An 18,346-nucleotide genomic window follows, 5' to 3' on the forward strand; every position below is an offset into this window, starting at 1 on the left:
GGATATCTGCCCTCTTCACCGCCCGACCACGGCTGGCGGACGGAGCGCTTCGCGGGCGGCGGGGATCCGCTGGAGGTGGCGCTGCCCGCCTTCGACGCGGCGGGCATGGCGGCCCTGGCCGGGCAGATCCGGGACGAGGCGCGCGCCGTGCTGGGAGCGATGCCGGTAGACGCCATCGCCGCCGCAATCGACGCTGCCGCGGAGCGCATGCTCGATCGTGCCCATCCTCTGCGCCGCAAGGCGGAAGCACTGCTGCCAATCGTCACCGGCTACGACGCTGAAAGCGTCCGGCTGGGGTTGACGGCCACCTTTCGCAACTTTCGCCTGCCACAACTGCGTCGCTTCCTCGCCGCCGACTTCCCCGACCCCGGCATGCTCGACGGCTTCCGCCCGATGCCGCGCGGCGGGCTTGCACGCGCCTGGGGGCCGGCGCTGCTACTCCACGTCTGGGCCGGCAACGTGCCTGGCCTGCCGGTTTGGGGGCTGGCGCGCGGCCTGCTGGTGAAGGCAGGCACGATTGGCAAGGTCTCCGCCGCAGAACCACTGTTGGCCGGCTGGTTCGCCGGGTTGCTTGCCGAGGTGGAACCGCGCCTGGCCGGCTGCCTCGGTATCCTTTGCTGGCAGGGCGGTGCGGACCCGGCCGAAGACGCGGCCTTTGAGGCCGCGGACACGGTGGTGGCTTATGGCGGCAACGCGACGCTGGCTGCAATCCGCAACCGTCTGCCGGCCACGACGCGCTTCGTCGGGCACGGCCACAAAGTGAGCTTCGCCCTGGTCTCGCGCGAGGCGCTGACGGCTGGCCGCGCGGCGGCCGCGGCGGGACTGGCGGCGCGCGATATCGCGCGCTTCGAGCAGCAGGGATGCTTCGCGCCGCAGATGATCTTCGCCGAGCGCGGCGGCGCGGTGGACCCCGCCGCCTTTGCCCGGCATCTGGCGGCAGCGCTGGCGGCGGCCGAGGCACGCCACCCGCGACGGGCCCTGTCGCTCGCTGAGGCCGCGGCCCTCGCCGGTTGGCGAGACGGGGAGGAGGCGCGGGCGATGGTAGAGCCGGGCCGGTCGGTGATGTTTGGCCCGGACCTCGGCTGGTGCGTCTCCTACGCCGACGCCGCCGAACCCCTGCGCCCCGCGGCGCTGAACCGCAGCGTCACGGTGGTGGCGCTCGATGCCCTGGAGGAGGCGGCGGCGCTGGTTGCGCCCTTCCGCGACCTGCTGCAAGGCGCCGGCGTCGCCGCTCCGCCGCGCCGGCTGCACGCGCTCGCCGAGGCGCTGGGCGCAGTCGGGGTAACGCGGATCGCGGCGCTGGGCGCGATGACGGTCCCCGAGGCCGGCTGGCACAATGACGGCCGCTTCAATCTGCTCGACCTCGTGACGATGACTGAGATCGAACCGGCGGCCGAGGCGCAGGCGGAGCTCTACGCGCCCCATGCCGACTGAGCCCATCGCCCCCGCGCCGCCCGGCGCAGCCGCCATCACGCTGGCGGGGGTGGGCTATGCGCCGCCGGGCCACCCGCCGATCCTGGCGGGCATCGACTGGACCGTTCCGGCGGGGGCCTTCCACGCGCTATTGGGCCGCAGCGGCTGCGGCAAGACCACGCTGCTGAAGCTCACCGCCGGTCTGCTGCCGCCTGGAACCGGGACCGTGTGCCTGGAGGGCCGCGCGCCGCAAGGCCCGGCAGAGGGAGTAGGCTTCGTCTTCCAGACGCCGACGCTGCTGGACTGGAGCACGGCGCTGGAGAACGTGCTGCTGCCCCTCTCGCTGCGGCGCGGGCCCAGGCGCGGCGGGCGGGATCGCGCGCTGGCGCTGCTCGACGGGTTGGGGCTGGGCAGCCTCGCGGGGCGCTATCCGCGACAGCTCTCGGGTGGGCAGCAGGCGCGCGTAGCGATCGCGCGCGCCCTTGTGGATTCACCGCGCGTGCTACTGCTGGACGAGCCCTTCTCGTCGCTCGACGCCCTGACGCGCGAGGCGCTGCAGGAGGATCTGGCCGCCCTCTGCGCGCGCGATGGCGTCACCGCTCTGCTCGTGACGCACGACATCGCCGAGGCCGTGTTCCTGGCCGACCGGGTGGTGCTGATGGCGGCGGGGCGGATCACCGGGGAAGTCACGGTGGACCTGCCGCACCCGCGCCCGCCGGGCATCCGCTACGATCCCGGCTTCAACGCGCGGTGCAGGGTGCTGCGCGAGGCGCTGGACCGGGCATGATCCACCGCCTCACCCATCTGCTGCTGCTCGTGGCGCTGCTCGGCGGCTGGGAGCTGGCCTGCCGCTTGGTCCCGCTGCCGGAGCTGGTGCTGCCGCGTCCCGGCCGCGTCGCGGCCGTGCTGGCGGAGGAGCTGGCGGGCGGCCGGCTGCTGCGGCACATGGCGGTGACGGCGGGGGAGATGGTGATGGGCCTCGCCGCCGGGGCAGCCTTCGCCCTGCCAGTGGGGGCGCTGCTGGCCGAGAGCCCGGCGCTGCGCCGCCTCGCGCATCCCTACCTCGTCGCCAGCCAGGTAGTGCCCAAGCTCGCCCTCGCACCGCTTTTCCTGCTCTGGTTCGGCTTCGGGATGCGCTCCATCATCGTCATCACCGCGCTCGTCTGCTTCTTCCCGCTGTTGGAGAACACAGTGACGGGCCTCGGCCGCGTAGATGCGTCGCGGCTGGAGTTGTTCCGCATGCTGCGCGCTAACCGCTGGCAGACCCTGCTGCGGCTGCGCCTCCCGACGGGGCTGCCGGTGATCCTCGCGGGCTTCCGCGTCGCGGTGGTGCTGGCGCTGGTCGGCGCCGTCGTGGGCGAGTTCATCATGGGCCGCGAGGGCCTGGGCGCCGCCGTCATGGCGGCGCAGGGCATGATGGACACGGCACTGATGTTCGCCCTCCTCCTCGCCATCGCCGCGCTCGGCAGCGCGGCCTACCAGGGTGCGCTGCTCGCCGAACGCCTGATCCTCTCCGAAAGGTTCGATTCATGACGATCCCGCGACGCGCCGCCCTGCTCGCCTCCATGGCCGCGCCCCTCGGCATACGTCACGGTGCCGCGCAGGAGCTGCGCAAGGTGACGGTCGCGGGCTGGAGCCCGCCGATCAGCGAGGTCACCAACATGCTCGCCGAGCCAGACAAAGGCATCTTCCGGGCGCGCGGCATCGCGCTCGATTACCTGCCCGGACAGGGCAGCGCATCAGCGATCCAGAACATGTTAACGGGGCGCGCGGACATTGCCTTCACCGACCCCGCCTTGCTGTTCCTAGCGATCGACGCGGGCGAGCGGCTCGTGGCAGTGTACAACATCTACCCGCAGAACGTGTTCAACCTTGTTGCGCGTGCCTGCAGCGGCATCGCTACGCCGGCGGACCTGCGGGGGAAGCGCGTCAGCGTCTACGCGCGTGGAAGCGGCACCTGGATCCACCTGATGCTGCTGCTCCACGCTGCCGGGCTGAAGGACTCGGACGTCACGGTGGAGGTGGCCGGGCCGCTCAACTTCGGCCCCCTCATCCAAGGCCAGGTGGACGCCGCCGCTGCCACCGACACCGGCCTGCACGTCGCACGCGCCCGCGGCCTGAAGGGCTTCACCGTGATCGAGGTGCGCGATACCATCAATCTTCCGACCGACGTCTTCGTGGTGACGGAGCGCGCCTTCCGCGAGCGCGGTGCATTGATCGCGGACTTCCTGGCAGCCTACCGCGACAGCGCCCGGTGGATGATCGACCGGCCGGACGAGGCGGCCCGGCTCGCCGTCACCCGCGTGATCAACGGGCGCGACGAAGCGATGAACCGCGAAATCATCGATCTCCGCAACGCCTCCTCCATCTCCGAGACGACGCGCCGCGACGGGCTGGGGCACTTCGACCCAGGGGTGATGCAGCGGGGCGCAGACATGCTGCACGAGCTCGGTTTGATCCGAAATCGGATCGATGTCTCCGCGGTGATCCGGCCGGAATTGCTGCCGCGATGATGGCGGATCTTGCGGGGCGGGTTGCCCTGATCACCGGCGGCGGCCGCGGCATCGGCCGAGCGATCGCGGAACGCTTCGCTGCGGCCGGGGCGGCGGTAGTGGTCAACTATCTGCGGGACGAGGCGGCCGCTGAAGCCACCGCGAAGGCCTGCCGCGCAGCGGGCGGCGACGCGCTGCCTTGGCGGGCTGACGTGACCGACGCCGAGGCCGTGGCTGCCATGGCGCGTGGGGTCGACGCGGAGTTCGGCCGCCTCGACGTGCTCGTCCTCAACGCCTTCGCGCCCTACCTTTTTGACGCCGAACGCCGGACGCCGTTTCGGGGATTGCACTGGGATGACTACCAGCGCCAGATCGACGGTTCCGTTCGGGCCGCTTTCATCGGGTGCCAAGCCTTCGTCCCGATTATGGAGCGGCGGCCCGGCGGCAGCGTCGTGACCATCGCAAGCAACCTCGTGGCACGGCCTGCCGTGCCCTACCACGACTACATCACGGCCAAGGCGGGCCTCATCGGCTTTACCCGCTCGCTGGCCGCAGAGCTTGGGCCGCAGGGACTGCGCGCGAACTGTATCGCGCCCGGCTTGGTCTGGCCCACTGACGCCAGCCGCAACACGCGCGAGGACCTACGCGATTCCATCATTGGCGCTACGCCGCTGCGCCGCCTTGCCATGCCAGGGGACATAGCAGGACCAGCCTTATTTTTCGCCTCCGACCTCAGTGCCTTCGTGACTGGGCAGACGCTGTTTGTAGACGGAGGGTTGGTGATGGCAGCCAGCCCGGTCTGAGCGTTGGTGCCGATCCAAGGATTGCTAGGGCCTCCCACACCCTGGCTCCGTGCCGTTCAGGTATGGAACGCGGCCGTTGAGCTTCAGTGAGACGGTGGGGGCAGGGGGCCAATCGCCGTAGCGATGCCCTGCTACCCCGACTGCCTGCCGGCTCGCTGCCGTTAGTATCCGGTGCCGCCGTCACCGCCTTGTGCTGCAGGGTCGGGAGTGGACGACCCAGATTGCCTGCCTCAATGGCGTGGAACGCGACGCCGTTGATGCTGCGGGTGGTTTCTCGCTCACTTCGCCACCTCAACCCAGAAACTGGCCAAGTCGAGCTAAGATGGCCGCTGCCAGGGGAAGTGGGATCATCCCCTGGCAGCGCGACTTGGACTGGATGGAGGAGGACTGGTTCCTGCCCATGGCCGCCCCCGCCGACGGGGTACGGGCCATCAGCCTGGCCAGGGCGCGGATCCTGGCGCGGCGGCTGCGTGACTCAGTGGCCCTGCAGCAGCAGCGGGCATTGCTGAGCGCCGCCACGGATCAGCGCTGTCCCTTCGACCTGCATCGCCTGCTGCCGGTGCCCCCCGCCATCCTCCGGCTCGGACCCGAGGACCCACAGAGTCAGGGCTGGCTTTGGCGCCACTCGGGCACCACCCGCGCCCTCCGCCACGTCCGGCTGCTGCCCAGTCCGGCCGATCGCCGCAACCGCCAGACCGACCACTGGCTGGTGGAGTTCTGGTCAGCCGACTGGTCGCCCTGGCCGGCACTCAAAACCCTCCGCCGCACCTGGCCGGACCTGACCCTCAGCCTGCGGCCGCACTATGATGAAGCCACCAATGGCTGAGCCGGACCCGGATTGGCTCGAGGCAGCCGGGCAGGGAAAGCCAGCGGCACCGGCCGGCNCCACTGGCTGGTGGAGTTCTGGTCGGCCGACTGGTCGCCCTGGCCGGCGCTCCGGACCCTCCGCCGCGCCTGGCCGGACCTGACCNCCTCAGCCTGCGGCCGCACTATGATGAAGCCACCAATGGCTGAGCCGGACCCGGATTGGCTCGAGGCAGCCGGGCAGGGAAAGCCAGCGGCACCGGCCGGCGAAGCGATGCCGCGGCTCAGCGTGGCGGGCTTCGAGGGGCCGCTCGACTTCCTGCTGGAGATGGTCCGTCGCCACCGGGTCGATCTCGGCCCGCTGTCGATCGTCGCCCTCACCGACCAGCTCGTCGCCGCGCTCGAGGACAGCGCCCCGCGCGTCCCGCTCGCGCGCCGCAGCACCTGGCTGGTCGCGGCCAGCGACCTCGTCCTGCTCAAGGCCCGCCTGCTCTGCCCGGAAAGCCCCGCCGTGGCCGAGGCCGCCGCGGCGGAGGCGACCCGGCGGCTGGGCCAGTTGGCCGAGCTGGCCCGCATGCGCGCCGCCGCCGACTGGCTCGCCGCCGGGCCGCAGCTTGGCCTGCGGGTCTTTGCCCGGGGGCAGATGGAGCGGCAGGCAAGGCCCCAGGCCGAGCTCTACGTGGCTTTCCTCGAGGCAACGCTCGCCATGCTCGAGGGCAAGGCGGGACAGCCGGCCCAGGCGCCCGCCTACCAGCCGGCGCCGCTCGAACTCTGGCGCGTGCCGGAGGCGATCGAGCACATCACCCGACTGCTCAGTCACCAGCCCGACGGGCTGCCGCTAGCGGACTGCCTGCCGCCCATCCCATCTGGCATGGCCCAGCGCCAGCTGCGGCACCGGGCGGCGCTGGCCAGCACTTTGGTCGCCAGCCTCGAGCTCGCCCGCGACGCCACGCTGGAAATGGACCAAGACAAGGACTTTGGGACCATTACTCTCCGGGCGCGGACGGACCACAGGATCGGCCAGGAGAGCGCCGCATGACCGTGTCAAGGCAACTGGCCGCAGGCTCGAGACCTCCCTCTACGCCGCGGTCAAGCGCCATCTGGAAAGCCTCGGCTACGAAGCAAAGGTGAGATCTGCGGCTGCGACATCGTCGGCATCCGGCCGGGCGAGCCACCCATCGTAGTCATCACCGAGTTGAAGTTCGCACTCTCGTTGGAACTCATCCTCCAGGGCGTCGACCGCCTGGNTGTCAAGGCAACTGGCCGCAGGCTCGAGACCTCCCTCTACGCCGCGGTCAAGCGCCATCTGGAAAGCCTCGGCTACGAAGCAAAGGGCGAGATCTGCGGCTGCGACATCGTCGGCATCCGGCCGGGCGAGCCACCCATCGTAGTCATCACCGAGTTGAAGTTCGCACTCTCGTTGGAACTCATCCTCCAGGGCGTCGACCGCCTGGCCGCCCCGGATGAAGTCTGGCTGGCTGTCCTTGCCACCCGACGCGGCCGTGACCGGGATCGGCGGGCGCCCAAGCTCTGCCGTCTGCTGGGCTTTGGGCTACTGGCGGTCGACCCGGCACGCCAAGCCGTCGAGGTCCTGGCCGAGCCGGCACCCTACCGGCCACGGCCGAATGCAAAGCGTCGCAGCCGGTTGGTGCAGGAACACCGGCGCCGTCAGGGCGACCCGACCGAGGGTGGCGCGTCACGCCAGCCGATCATCACCGCCTACTGGCAAAGAGCCTTAGCCTGCGCCACGGCCATGGCCGCAGGGCCTGTTAGCACCCAAACCCTGCGCACGATCGCGCCCGACGCCGGCACCCTCATGCTGCGCAACGTCTACGGCTGGTTCGAACGGGAGAGCCGCGGCGTCTCGTCTGACCGAATCAGGTTCAGCGGCGTTGCGCGGCAGCCTGGTGGGCCTCGCAACGTCAGGTATCGCAGTCTGAGCTTAGCCGGCGGCGCAATAGCCAGCCCTGTATCCCTGCCTTCACATCAGCATGACCCAGATTGCACCGCTAGATTCCGGCATAGCAGGCTCCGCGCCGTCGCCGGCGCGGGCAAAACCGGGGCAGGGGAGCCAGCGCCATCCACGCCGTCACGCTGATGCCATCCTTTTGCTTGGGTAGGACCGGCGCTGCCAAACGCCGGCCCAAACCGCGGCTTAGATGGATACTCGACTACCGTCGAAGCGCGTAAAGCTGAAGCCGTCGAAGGTCTCGCGGTAGGTGACGCGCTCGTCGCGCAGCAGGCCGATCGCCACCTCCTCGCCTATGGTCATCGATGCCGCAGCGTCAGACCAGAAGTGGATGCCCATCCAGTTCCGCCCCATGGCGAGGTTCGCCGCCAACTTATTTAGCTCCCCACCTACGGTTAGCGGCGGCCCGCTGTAGGGCACCAACCGCGTCGGGTCGCGCGGGTCAGGCTGCACCGGGTCGGCGACGGTCCGACTTTCGTCGAAAAAGGCCTTTAGCAGGGTCGCGGTGATAGCACCGACGCTGGCGCCGCCGCCAGGGTATGCCGAGAAGATCGGTGAACCGTCCGGGGTATTTTGCGAAAGCAGGTAAGTGCCCTGCTTCGCCCGAGTGCGGCCAAGCGCCTCCGATCGCAGGAAGTCATCGTGCAACGGATAGTCGCTCACACCGTTGGCCAGACGGTTATGCGCGAGCCCGCCATAGGCCTCCGGCCGCAACGTGCGGTGCACAAACCATTTCTGCCAGTAGGCGGCGCGGGGGGCATAATTGCAGCCCGTGGCGATCAGGGCCTGCAAGTGGTTTGGCCCAAAGGTCGCTGCCCCCGCACTCTGGTTCCGGATGCGACGATACGGGTTGGAGGGGTGCAGCGCCGGCTGCGCCAGCGGGAACATGCCGCCGTAGCGCGGATCCGGTCCGCCCGTGGGGGTGGCGAGCAGCAGCGCTACCGCCCAGGGCTGCGCCAGTCCGGTGCGGACGGCCTCCGCCAGGTCCCGCCCAGTGGCGATGTAGCGCGGCGTGGCGTCGAACTGGAGCTGGCCGCTTACCGCCTGGCCGTTCTGCGCCTTCAGCCATTCGTCGTAGCCGGTCAGAAATTCGCTGGCCGGCGTCGCGGTGCGGATGCGTGCCCCGATCCACTGCGCGCCGAAAGGAATGTCACGAAGCAGGAGTTGCGAGATCACCGGCCCGTCCAGCACGCCCGGCGGCGTGACGGCACGACCCCGCGGGTCGTTCGCGTCGAAGTAAAGGGCGCTGCCTCGGAACAGCGTGCTCGGCGTGACGCGCCCGTCGCGTTTCGCACCGCGGTAGCCCGGGAGCCGGTTGACTTCCTCCGTGGCCGCGAGCAGGTCACGGTTACCAGTGCCGTCCTGGTACTCGGCGAAGGGGATGTCGCGCAGCAGCGCCTGCCAGTAAACCTCCACCGCTTCGGCGGCCCGCTCCGCGCTGGCCAAGGCTGGCGCTGCCGGGATGACGATCTGCGCCGGGTTGAGGCCGCCAAGGCTGACCGCCATGGTGCCGAGCGGGTTGCCCAACCGGCGCGTGCCACCAAGCGGAATTTTTTCAAAGTCGGCCGGATCACCCGACCGGCAAGCGTCATACAGTGCTTGCCAAGCCGCTTGGTCCACCTCACCACGCTCATTGTGTGGCAGGGCCCGTGTGTCGGTGCCAATTCTGTTGGCGTAGCGGGTCTCGTCGTCGTTGGCAGGATGCGGAGCGATAGGGATCTCGCCCATGGTACGCGCGCAGGTTTCGCGTACCTCGATGGCGCGGCGGTGCAACGCAGTATCCAGGAGCCGCTTCGCATGATCGGTGGCAATCGGCTGCGCTGCTGCCGGAGAAATTGGAGACACGCCCGGCAGTGCAAATGCAGAGCTGGCTGTTATGCCAACACCGCCAAGAAGGCTGCGTCGGGGCAGAGCTGGAGTTGAATGCGAACCCAGTGAACTTGAGTCAACATCGGATGGCGTGGTGGAGTATTTGCTCATGGAGCCCTCCTATTGATTGATTGTCGTTGGACAGTTCCACTGCCGGCGGTGCTGCATTCAGCCAAGGTACGGAGCGAGCCTGGGACATTGCGGTGCGATGAGCCTGCTGTAGGAGCCAACATCAAACACGCTGGCACTGGACCCTGGGGCGCGGCAGCGAAAAGAAACTTGGCCGGAATTTTTAAGTGGCACCGCTGATGACTAAGTCAGGACGTGTCGAGTAAGACATCCTTCGACTACTTCTGTCGGAATGGAGCAGGCTTATTGAGGAGCGCTGAACTATTATACCCGTTTGAACTGCGCGGCTGGGCGCATTCTTACCTGCTGGTGGAGGTAGCAATCTCTGTCGAGGATATCAGCTCAGCCGGATCCGCCGCGTGACCTGCCCGTTGCTTTCCCAGTAGGTCCGCTTGTTCGCAATCAAAGGGTCTTCTGGTGCAGGCTGGATGCGTTCCATTGCGTCGACCGCGCGGGACGTAACCGTGTGCTCGCCGGGCGAAGGGTTGGGCCAGTCCACAGACCAGATCTTCCAGGCGAACTCGGCCTCCTCCGCTCGGTCAATGGTCGCCGGGAGCCATGGTCCATGGTCGATCCGTGCCTCCACGCGGGCAACCTGGCCGCCCCAGGCGGCGCCAAGAATGCGGTAACGACCACCTTGGCGAGTGACCTTCGCCGGCGCGGATTTCAGCAGGGCGCGACCAACCGAGTTCTCTATCGCCAGCTTCCGCCCGCCAACATCCTCCTCCCGCACGGTCACGTAGTCCCGTCCCATGAACCGCCCGGAATAGCGCGTGTCTCGCACCTCGATGCGCTTGAGCCATTTGACGCTGGCCACGCCATACCAGCCAGGGACCACCAGCCGCAGCGGAAAACCATTCTCACGCGGCAGTGGCGCACCGTTCATTTCCCAGCAGAGCATAACTTCAGGTGCCATTGCATCGGCCACCGACATGCTCCGCGCAAAAGGTGCTTGCACTTTTATAGTCCGTATCTGTTCCTCACCGCTGTCGGCACCGTAGAAGACCACCTCGGTGCCGCCCGGGCGCAAGCCAGCCTCCTGCAGCAGGGGGGCCAGGGGAGTGCCGGTCCAGCGTGCGGTGCCGATGGCACTGGTCAACCAGGGGGTACCATGGTTGCCCGAGCATTCCACCGTGCAGGCGACCTCGCGTCGTGCCCGCGCCCTGATCGCATCCAGTGTCAGGCTAAGTGGCCGTTCGACAAGACCGCTGACCGCAAGGCGGTACGATGCGGCATCGACCTCCGGAATGCCATAATGGGCTACGACGAAGAAGCGATCATTCGGCGTAATCCAGGAATCCAGCCGTTCCCAGTCCAGTTGCCGCGGCACCACCTGCGGCGCGGCGACTGGTGGCGGCGGATCTGCCCAAGGCACGACCTCCTCGCCCGGCCGGCTTGGAAAGGCCGAGGCTGGGATGGTTGGGCCGAGAAGTGTGAGGCCCGCCGCGGCGACGGCTGCACCGCCTTGGATCAGTAGCTCTCGGCGGCGGATGTCTAATGATTCCATCATGGCTCCCCCTATTCTCGCAGAAAGTTCTGACGCGAACATGATCAGGCAGGTCCCAAACTGGCGCCCGGCCGTTAGTCAAGAGCCCTAGGCTGGGGCTATGCCGTGGAAGCGTTCGTTGGAACGGGCGTGGGTTCGGGCGGCGCGAGGCGGAGGGCATGACAGGCCACAACGGGCTGTGCATCCGACTGCTGGGCGAGGTGGAGGTTCTGCGCGATGGTGCCGGTGCGGCGCCGTTGCCTGCCTCGCGCAAGACGCGTGCCTTGCTGGGCTACCTCGCCGCCACTGATCGTCCCCACCGGCGTGAGCATCTTTGCGACTTGCTTTGGGACGGCCCGGATGACCCGCGAGCGGAGCTGCGCTGGAGCCTCAGCAAAATCCGCCAGGTGCTGCACGGGGCAGGGGGTGGCTATCTGCAGGCGGACCGGGAGCACGTCGCCTTTCAGCCTGGAGCTGCTGAGGTCGATTTACTCAAGCTACGCCAGCTGCTCTCGCCAGGCGTTTCCGCTACATCGACAGCCGCTTTGCGGGAAGCAGTCAGCTTATTCCGTGGCGAGTTCCTGGACGGCCTTGACCTTCCCAGCTGCTACCGCTTCCACGAATGGTGCCTTGCCGAGCGTGAGGCCGCCAGCGCGCTGCGGCTCGCGGCGCTGGGTGGTTTGGTGGAACGCCTCCAGGAGGAAGCACCGGAGGAGGCGCTCGCCCACGCGCGAGCGCTCGTCGTCGCTGACCCACTCGCCGAGGCAGGCCATGCGGCGATTGTGCGTCTGCTGACCCACCTTGGCCGGCGACGCTGCGCGCTCGAGCATCACGATCACGCCCGACGCATGCTCGAGAACGAACTTGCTGCCCCGCCATCAGGCGAATTAGAGCGGGCACAGCGCGGCCTGCAGCTTTCTAGGCAAATCCCGACGCCGCCTCGGCTTCCCACGGCTGATATCCGCGGCTGCTATGTCCCCTTCGTGGGCCGCCGAAACGAACGCATTCTGACTGGTAAGCAGGTTTCCGCGGCTGCCATGGGGCAGGCATGGCGGGTGCCGTTTGTCACCGGAGAACCTGGCATCGGTAAGAGTCGGCTACTGGCCAACCTCGCCGAGCAAGCCGTCCAAGCTGGCGGCCGGACACTTGTGGCACGTGCCTTCGAGGCCGAGGGCGCGGTTCGTGTCTATGGCGTATGGATCGATGCCCTACGCAGCATCTCCTCGGACGAGGTGCCGCCGGACCTCCAGGCAGATCTCGCGCCACTCAAGCCGGAGCTAGGACCAGCTCCGTTGTCATCGACGGATCGCACTCGGCTGTTCGAAGCCGTTACCGAGCTGCTCCGGCGCTTGTCAGAACGGCGGCCAGTTGTCGTCCTGGTCGACGATATCCAGTGGCTTGATGAGGCATCGGCCGCGCTGCTTCACTACGCTCTCCGCATGGCCCGAGATGCCTCTCCGCTGCTGTTCGCTGTTGCGGCACGTTCGGGAGAACTCGAAGACAACGCTGCTGCCGCGCAGATCGTCCGTACCCTTGGGCGCGACGGCCGCCTATTGCTCCTGCCGCTTGGCCCGTTGACTCCCTGTGAGGCAACGGAGTTGGTGCATGCGGTCGATCCCGCACTCGACGCGTCGTCGATCGCGGTGGCAAGCGAGGGCAGCCCATTACTGGCACTGGAACTCGCGCGTGCCGGGCAGCATGGAGGAGGTGGGGAAACGGCCGCGCCAAAGCTCGACGCCCTCGTTGCGAGCCAGCTTGCCCGTCTCACTCAGCGAGCCCGTGAAGCGCTGGTTTGGGCTGCAGCCCTCGGCCGCAGCTTCGACCCCGAGTTGCTTGGACGGGTCTCTGGGCTTGGCATGCCGGAACTTACCTCAGCACTGGAGGAGTGGGAGAGACGCGGTATCGTCCGACCTGCGACAGGGGATGCCGGCGATTACGACTTCGCGCACGACCTGGTGCGTCAGGCGGTCTACCGGATGGCCTCGCAGCCCCGGCGGCGGCTGGTGCACCGCCATATCACTCGCATCCTCGAGGTTGATGCCCAGACCGATGACGCGGTGGCTGCCAACCTCGCACGCCACGCCGAACTCTGTGGTGACCACGCGCTGGCGGTGCGGGCATGCCGGGCTGCTGGGGATCGCTGCCTCCGGCTTTTCGCGGCAGCAGAGGCTACTGCCTTCGCTGGGCGTGGCTTGCTCCACCTTAATCGGCTACTGCCAGCCGCGCAGGATCCTGCAGCCCGCATCGACTTGCTACGGCTCAGCGTTCGGGCGGCACAGGGTCCCGACCTGCGCCGGCTACCAGCCGAAGTGGCCGTGGAGGTTGCCCATGCGACCGTAGCAGCCGAGAGCGCAGGGCTCGCCGCAGCCGCAGCCATGGGCCACCATCTTCTGTCGGTACTGTATGTAGACGCGGGTGACACCGAACGCGCCCGCGATAGCGCCCTGCGCGCCGCTGAAGCCGGACGCATAGTCGCGGACACCGCAGCCAGGGCGCGGCGTCTGGCAAACACGGCGCGCTGCCTGGTCGACCTGGGGACAGGGATAGATCACGCTGGGGCATTGCTCCAAGAAGCCGAGGTTATTGTCGGTGCGCTTGGAATCGAGCTCTGCGAATTGCATTGGGGCCGAGGCCTGTTGGAACGTTGGAACGGTGTACTGGCCAATGCGCTACCGCGGCTTGAGCGTGCCCTCTCTCTAGCCCGGTCCGAACAGGATCGCTGGCGGGAATATCAATGTCTTACCTGGCTTGCCACCACCTTGTTAGAGCAAGGGCAGCACGCGGAAGCGCGGCTCCGTTGCACGGAGCTCGCAGAGGTTGCTGCGCGGTTTGGCAGCGAGGAGGGGCCATTTGCTGACGTGCTGGACGCACTCGCCGAGCATGGAGCCGCTGGCAAACCCCAGGTTCAAATGGACAAGCTGCAGGAGGCACTCGGGCGGCTGCGGGATACCGATCATAAAGCGCATTTATCTTATGCATTAAACGCCGCAGGGGAAGTTTACGGACTTGCTGGGCAAACAGCGGCCGCGCGCAGTTGCGCGGAAGAGGCGCTAGCCGCGGCTACGGCAGTGCGGCGCGAGGGCGAAGCGGCGGTAGCGCGCGCATTCCTGGTGCGGATAGCTTGTGCCGGAAGCCAGAGGCCCGCGGCAGCCGAAGTCGAGTGGCTGCTGGCCGAGGCTGCTAGTCCGAGCCATTTGGGCGCCCGTGCTGATGCCGCGATCCTCGTGGCCGCGGCCCAAGTACGGCAAGACATTCCAACGGTGGCTTCAACGATGAGCGCGCAGCATTCCGCACCACAGGCCATCAGACCATAGGGAGACCGCGAGCCATGCCGCGCTTTATTGTCGAACGCACTTTTGAGCCGCCACTGACACCCGAAGACCTTCACGGCGTGGAGGGGCGTATGGCGCCCTGCCTGGAACTCTACCGGGTCCAGTGGCTTCGCAGCTACTGGTCTGAGGATCGCCGCCGAATGGTTTGTGAATATGAGGCGGCGGATGCGGCAAGTGTCCGCGATGTGCAGCGGGAGGCAGGGGCAACGTTCGATCGCGTTTGGCCAGCCGAACTGCTAGGCGGCGGTGATGCCGCTTTAAACGTCGGTTGAGGGGCATCAGTTTGCTGGCCTCGGGCGACTTGATCGATCGCAGGATCAAGTGACGAGTCGGCACGTGGACGATCGAGATTGCTTGCCGCGTCGCCGCCGCCTTCGTCCGAATGGCCATGATCCGCATCATGATAGGGCGGCTGGCCGCGAAGCCCGCAGCACGAAGCCGAAATTCGCGGATGGGCTCCTATTGATCCGACTGTGGCGGTCTTGAAGGCGAGTAGGATCCGTCCAGGTTGGGTGCATGAAGCATGTGGACATGCGCAAGCTGCCGGCGGCGGCGCAAGAGGAACGTCGGTGACAGGTGATCGGGCTTCGCCAGGCCGGCCTGACCTATGGGGGATCGCGGCGCAGGTTGGGCTGACCCAGACCGGGGTGTTCGACATCTGCAAGCGGTATTCCGAGCGGGGTAAGGCTGGGCTGAAGACCGGGCAGCGCGGGCCCGACCCGGGGTATGGCCGGCTCCTCACGGCCGAGCAGGAGGCGGAGACGCCGGACCTGATCCAGTGGCACACGCCGGACGAGTTGGACCTCCCGTTCGCACTCTGGAGCCGGGCGGCGGTGCGGGAGTTGATCTGGCAGCTGGTAGCGTCCGTCAACGTGGTGGAATTTACTGCGGAGCTTGAGGTGGCCACGGCTCAGGCGGACCTGGGTGGAAGTTGGAGGGTTTCGTTGGTGGACACCGGGTTGAGCATCTCGCCCATAGCCTCGACGCCCATGTAGCGGTGCTGCAGTTGCCATTCATCGTCGGCCTCGAGCAGCACGGCGCCGATGAGCCTGATGATGGATTGCTCAGAAGGAAAGATGCCGACGACGTCGGCGCGTCGTTTGACCTCCTTGTTCAGGCGCTCCAGCGGGTTCGTAGAATGCAGCTTGGTCCGGTGCTGGACTGGAAACGCCATGTAGGCGAGCACGTCGTGCTCGCTGTCGTCCATGAGCTTGCCGAGCTTGGGCCAACGTTCGCGGAGTTGGTCAGCGACGTGGCGCCAGGTCTGCCGGGCGCTGTCCTGGTCAGCCTGCAGGAAGGCCTGGCGCAGCGCGGCCGAGGCCATGGACTGCTGCGCCTTGCCGACATGCGCCAAGGCATTCCGCATCCAATGGACCCGGCAGCGTTGCCAGGTCGCGCCGAGCACCCGGGCAATCGCCGCCTTCAGCCCTTCATGCGCGTCGGAGATGACCAGCTTCACGCCCTTCAGGCCGCGCTTGACCAGGCTCTTGAGGAAAGTCGCCCAGAAGGTCTCGGCCTCCGACGGGCCGATGTGCAGGCCGACGATCTCGCGGTGCCCCTCGGCATCGCAGGCCACAGCGATTATCGCGGCCACCGACACGATGCGGCCGCCCTCGCGCTGACGGAGATAGGTGGCATCGAGCCAGAGATACGGCCACTCACCAGAGAGCGGCCGGTCGAGGAAGGCACCGACCCGCTCGTCAATGTCCTTGCAGAGCTTCGAGACAGTCGACTTCGAGATGCCGGACAGGCCCATGGCCTGCACCAACTCGTCCACCCGCCGCGTCGAAACCCCGCCGATCCAGGCCTCCTGGATCACCGCCACCAGGGCCTTCTCCGATGTCTTCCGGGGCTCCAGGAAGGGCGGGAAGTAGCTGCCTTGCCGCAGCTTCGGGATCCGCAACTGCAGCGATCCCAGCCGGGTATCCAGCGTCCGGTCGCGGAAGCCGTTGCGGTAGGTCAGCCGCTCGCCGGTGCGCTCGTGCCGCCCGGCTCCGATCAGGCCCTCCACATCGGCCTCCATCAGCATCTGCAGCACCGTCTCGGCGACGTTGCGCAGGAAGTCACCGTCTCCGGCTTTCGCCAGCAGTTCCGCCAGTGGCAGTCTGTCCTCGGTCATCGGGTCCTCGGCCGGTCAGGGGTGGGAGCTTCGCAACTCCACCCTAGCCGCCAGGTCCGATGGCCACCCAAGCCCTACACCCCGGCCAACGCCGGATTTTCCACCACGAGCTCGGACGCTACCAGCACCCCGCTGGTATTCCAGCGTGCTACGCGGGCATTACGGCTACTTCGGCCTGCCGCATAACTGGCGCTCTCTGAACGGGTTCCTGCAGGACGTCCGGCGCATCTGGTTTAACTGCCTCAGGCGGCGAAGCCAGAAGAACCGGCGAATGGATGGGACTGGTTCGAGACTGTGACCAAAGGCTTGGCTCTACCCCAACCTCGGATCACCCGCCCCTGGACACCACGTACGGCATGATGCGGGTTACTTCCGGTAAGAGCCGGGTGCGGGAAAGCCGCCTGCCCGGATCTGTGAGGGCAGAGCCAAATGGCCGAGCTACTCGACCACGACCCTTGCCCATGGCCGCCCCCGCCGACAGGGTCCGCGCCATCAGCTTGGTCGGGCAGCGGATCCTCGCCCATCGCCTCCACACTCTCCGAAGCTCAAGGGATTTCCGCCCGCCGTCTTCAGGTAGAGCAATTTTTTTGACCGGGAGCGGGAATAGCCGCGGCCCAGCGGTGTCCTTCTCATCAAAGCAGGTCGCAGAGGATCAATGCCGCGATGAGAAATTGGACATTCATGCGCCGGATCGGCGCGGGCTTTGCTGTGCTAGCCGGCCTCGCGGGCACTCCTGCTCTGGCGCATGAGGGGCATCAGCACCTCACGCCGGCGGCGGCCCCCGCGAGCGAAAGCCCCTTCCTCGCCGAAAACGAGGCAGCCATGGCGAAGATGATGGAGGGGATGGCCGTCCACCCTACCGGCAACATCGACCGTGACTTCGTTGCGATGATGACACCGCATCACCAGGGCGCCATGGACATGGCCGTGATCTATCTCCGCCACGGCGGGAATGAGCAACTGCGGCGCCTGGCACAGGAGATCGTCGTCACCCAGCAGCAGGAGATCGCCGCCATGCAACTCGCCCTCGGCCTGGCGCCGCCGCCTTCGGCCCCGGCTCCCACCCAGGCCCTTCCCTTTCCGCGCGATAGGACAGATCCCGTGAAACATCGTCTTCTGGCCACCGTCTGCCTTGGCGGCAGTCTTCTCTCGGCCGGCGCCTGGGCCGGCCAGGCGCCCGATCGCCCCGTGTCGCACCAGGACCGCGTCTATGCGGCGGAGCAGTTTTCCAACACCGTCTCCGTCACCGATCCTGCCAGCAACACCCTGCTCGGCGTGATCCGGCTCGGGGATCCGCAGCCGGGCAATCTCAGTCCGCTCTATCATGGCCAGGTGCTCGTGCACGGCATGGGCTTCTCGCCCGACCACCGCACGCTCGCCGTGGTCTCGATCGGCAGCAATTCCGTCACCTTCATCGACACCAAGATGAATGCGGTGAAGCACACCACCTATGTCGGCCGCGCCCCGCACGAGGCCTTCTTCACGCCGGACGGTTCCGAGGTTTGGGTCACCGTGCGCGGGGAAGACTATGTCTCCGTGCTCGACGCGAACACCTATGAGGAGAAGACCCGGATCCGCGTGCCGGCCGGCCCGGGCATGACGATCTTCTCGCCCGATGGGGCATACGGCTATGTCTGCTCCTCTTTCAACCCGGAGACGGTGGTGATCGCCACCGGCAGCCACGAGATCGTCGGGCGGGTCAAGCAGCAGAGCCCGTTCTGCCCGAACATCGCGGCGACGCCGGACGGCACCCAGGTCTGGATGACGCTGAAGGATGTCGGCCGGACCATGGTGTTCAACGCCCGCCCACCGTTCAACATCCTCCACACGATGGAGACGGGCCCGATCACCAACCATGTGAACTTCGCCCATACGGCGCGTGGCAGCTTCGCCTGAACCGCTCCAGGTTCGCCGGAGGCTGGTGAGCTTG

Annotated in this window: 14 protein-coding genes; 11 read left to right on the plus strand and 3 right to left on the minus strand. The window is 67.5% G+C overall.

Annotated features, from left to right (window positions below; genetic code table 11):
* The first annotated feature begins 75 nt into the window (after positions 1–75).
* The 8 genes from QWZ14_RS01070 (at position 76) to QWZ14_RS01105 (ending at position 7,610) form a co-directional block, all read left to right on the plus strand.
* Entirely contained in the window at positions 76–1,434 is a 1,359-nt protein-coding gene (locus tag QWZ14_RS01070; protein WP_290314700.1) for an acyl-CoA reductase, read from the plus strand.
* Complete coding sequence (locus tag QWZ14_RS01075) at positions 1,424–2,200, plus strand: ABC transporter ATP-binding protein (protein WP_290314701.1); 777 nt, start codon at positions 1,424–1,426, stop codon at positions 2,198–2,200. Before QWZ14_RS01070 ends, QWZ14_RS01075 begins: the two co-directional genes overlap by 11 nt.
* Positions 2,197–2,946, plus strand: coding sequence for an ABC transporter permease (locus tag QWZ14_RS01080; protein ID WP_290314702.1), 750 nt, complete (start codon positions 2,197–2,199; stop codon positions 2,944–2,946). The genes QWZ14_RS01075 and QWZ14_RS01080 overlap by 4 nt, the downstream gene beginning before the upstream one ends.
* On the plus strand, positions 2,943–3,926 hold the full coding sequence (locus QWZ14_RS01085; RefSeq protein ID WP_290314703.1) for an ABC transporter substrate-binding protein: 984 nt from the start codon (positions 2,943–2,945) through the stop codon (positions 3,924–3,926). The genes QWZ14_RS01080 and QWZ14_RS01085 overlap by 4 nt, the downstream gene beginning before the upstream one ends.
* Positions 3,923–4,708, plus strand: a complete 786-nt coding sequence (locus QWZ14_RS01090) for an SDR family oxidoreductase (protein ID WP_290314704.1) — start codon at positions 3,923–3,925, stop codon at positions 4,706–4,708. Before QWZ14_RS01085 ends, QWZ14_RS01090 begins: the two co-directional genes overlap by 4 nt.
* A gap of 367 nt (positions 4,709–5,075) precedes the next feature.
* Entirely contained in the window at positions 5,076–5,534 is a 459-nt protein-coding gene (locus QWZ14_RS01095; RefSeq protein ID WP_290314705.1) for a hypothetical protein, read from the plus strand.
* Between the two features lie 180 nt (positions 5,535–5,714).
* Positions 5,715–6,551, plus strand: a complete 837-nt coding sequence (locus QWZ14_RS01100; protein ID WP_290314706.1) for a segregation and condensation protein A — start codon at positions 5,715–5,717, stop codon at positions 6,549–6,551.
* A gap of 381 nt (positions 6,552–6,932) precedes the next feature.
* Positions 6,933–7,610 (plus strand): DUF2161 family putative PD-(D/E)XK-type phosphodiesterase, encoded by a 678-nt coding sequence (locus QWZ14_RS01105; protein ID WP_377756000.1) that lies wholly within the window; start codon positions 6,933–6,935, stop codon positions 7,608–7,610.
* 57 nt (positions 7,611–7,667) lie between these two features.
* On the opposite strand, the gene QWZ14_RS01110 is transcribed toward QWZ14_RS01105, so the two are convergent.
* On the minus strand, positions 7,668–9,461 hold the full coding sequence (locus tag QWZ14_RS01110) for a phosphatase PAP2 family protein (protein WP_290314708.1): 1,794 nt from the start codon (positions 9,459–9,461) through the stop codon (positions 7,668–7,670).
* 355 nt (positions 9,462–9,816) lie between these two features.
* Positions 9,817–10,989 (minus strand): sulfite oxidase, encoded by a 1,173-nt coding sequence (locus QWZ14_RS01115; protein WP_290314709.1) that lies wholly within the window; start codon positions 10,987–10,989, stop codon positions 9,817–9,819.
* A gap of 155 nt (positions 10,990–11,144) precedes the next feature.
* Here QWZ14_RS01115 and QWZ14_RS01120 point away from each other — a divergent pair, with 155 nt between their 5' ends.
* Both QWZ14_RS01120 and QWZ14_RS01125 read left to right on the plus strand, forming a co-directional pair.
* Complete coding sequence (locus tag QWZ14_RS01120) at positions 11,145–14,279, plus strand: ATP-binding protein (protein WP_290314710.1); 3,135 nt, start codon at positions 11,145–11,147, stop codon at positions 14,277–14,279.
* Positions 14,280–14,293: 14 nt separating this feature from the next.
* Entirely contained in the window at positions 14,294–14,569 is a 276-nt protein-coding gene (locus QWZ14_RS01125) for a DUF4242 domain-containing protein (RefSeq protein WP_290314711.1), read from the plus strand.
* 638 nt (positions 14,570–15,207) lie between these two features.
* On the opposite strand, the gene QWZ14_RS01130 is transcribed toward QWZ14_RS01125, so the two are convergent.
* The gene (locus tag QWZ14_RS01130; protein ID WP_290314712.1) at positions 15,208–16,416 is read right to left on the minus strand and encodes an IS256 family transposase; all 1,209 of its coding nucleotides are present in this window, start codon (positions 16,414–16,416) and stop codon (positions 15,208–15,210) included.
* A 681-nt stretch (positions 16,417–17,097) separates the two neighbouring features.
* On the opposite strand from QWZ14_RS01130, the gene QWZ14_RS01135 reads away from it, so the two are divergent.
* Positions 17,098–18,312, plus strand: a complete 1,215-nt coding sequence (locus tag QWZ14_RS01135; RefSeq protein WP_290314713.1) for a DUF305 domain-containing protein — start codon at positions 17,098–17,100, stop codon at positions 18,310–18,312.
* Positions 18,313–18,346: the final 34 nt, after the last annotated feature.

This window comes from Paeniroseomonas aquatica (assembly GCF_030409335.1).
GTDB classification, from domain to species: Bacteria; Pseudomonadota; Alphaproteobacteria; order Acetobacterales; family Acetobacteraceae; genus Belnapia; species Belnapia aquatica.

Bases quoted from the DNA above. Each gene is read 5' to 3' on its own strand.
- QWZ14_RS01100 (WP_290314706.1), top strand. From the start codon at position 5,715: ATGGCTGAGCCGGACCCGGATTGGCTCGAGGCAGCCGGGCAGGGAAAG.
- QWZ14_RS01115 (WP_290314709.1), bottom strand. From the start codon at position 10,989: ATGATGGAATCATTAGACATCCGCCGCCGAGAGCTACTGATCCAAGGC.
- QWZ14_RS01085 (WP_290314703.1), top strand. From the start codon at position 2,943: ATGACGATCCCGCGACGCGCCGCCCTGCTCGCCTCCATGGCCGCGCCC.
- QWZ14_RS01130 (WP_290314712.1), bottom strand. From the start codon at position 16,416: ATGACCGAGGACAGACTGCCACTGGCGGAACTGCTGGCGAAAGCCGGA.
- QWZ14_RS01080 (WP_290314702.1), top strand. From the start codon at position 2,197: ATGATCCACCGCCTCACCCATCTGCTGCTGCTCGTGGCGCTGCTCGGC.
- QWZ14_RS01110 (WP_290314708.1), bottom strand. From the start codon at position 9,461: ATGAGCAAATACTCCACCACGCCATCCGATGTTGACTCAAGTTCACTG.
- QWZ14_RS01135 (WP_290314713.1), top strand. From the start codon at position 17,098: ATGCGCCGGATCGGCGCGGGCTTTGCTGTGCTAGCCGGCCTCGCGGGC.
- QWZ14_RS01075 (WP_290314701.1), top strand. From the start codon at position 1,424: ATGCCGACTGAGCCCATCGCCCCCGCGCCGCCCGGCGCAGCCGCCATC.
- QWZ14_RS01125 (WP_290314711.1), top strand. From the start codon at position 14,294: ATGCCGCGCTTTATTGTCGAACGCACTTTTGAGCCGCCACTGACACCC.
- QWZ14_RS01120 (WP_290314710.1), top strand. From the start codon at position 11,145: ATGACAGGCCACAACGGGCTGTGCATCCGACTGCTGGGCGAGGTGGAG.
- QWZ14_RS01090 (WP_290314704.1), top strand. From the start codon at position 3,923: ATGATGGCGGATCTTGCGGGGCGGGTTGCCCTGATCACCGGCGGCGGC.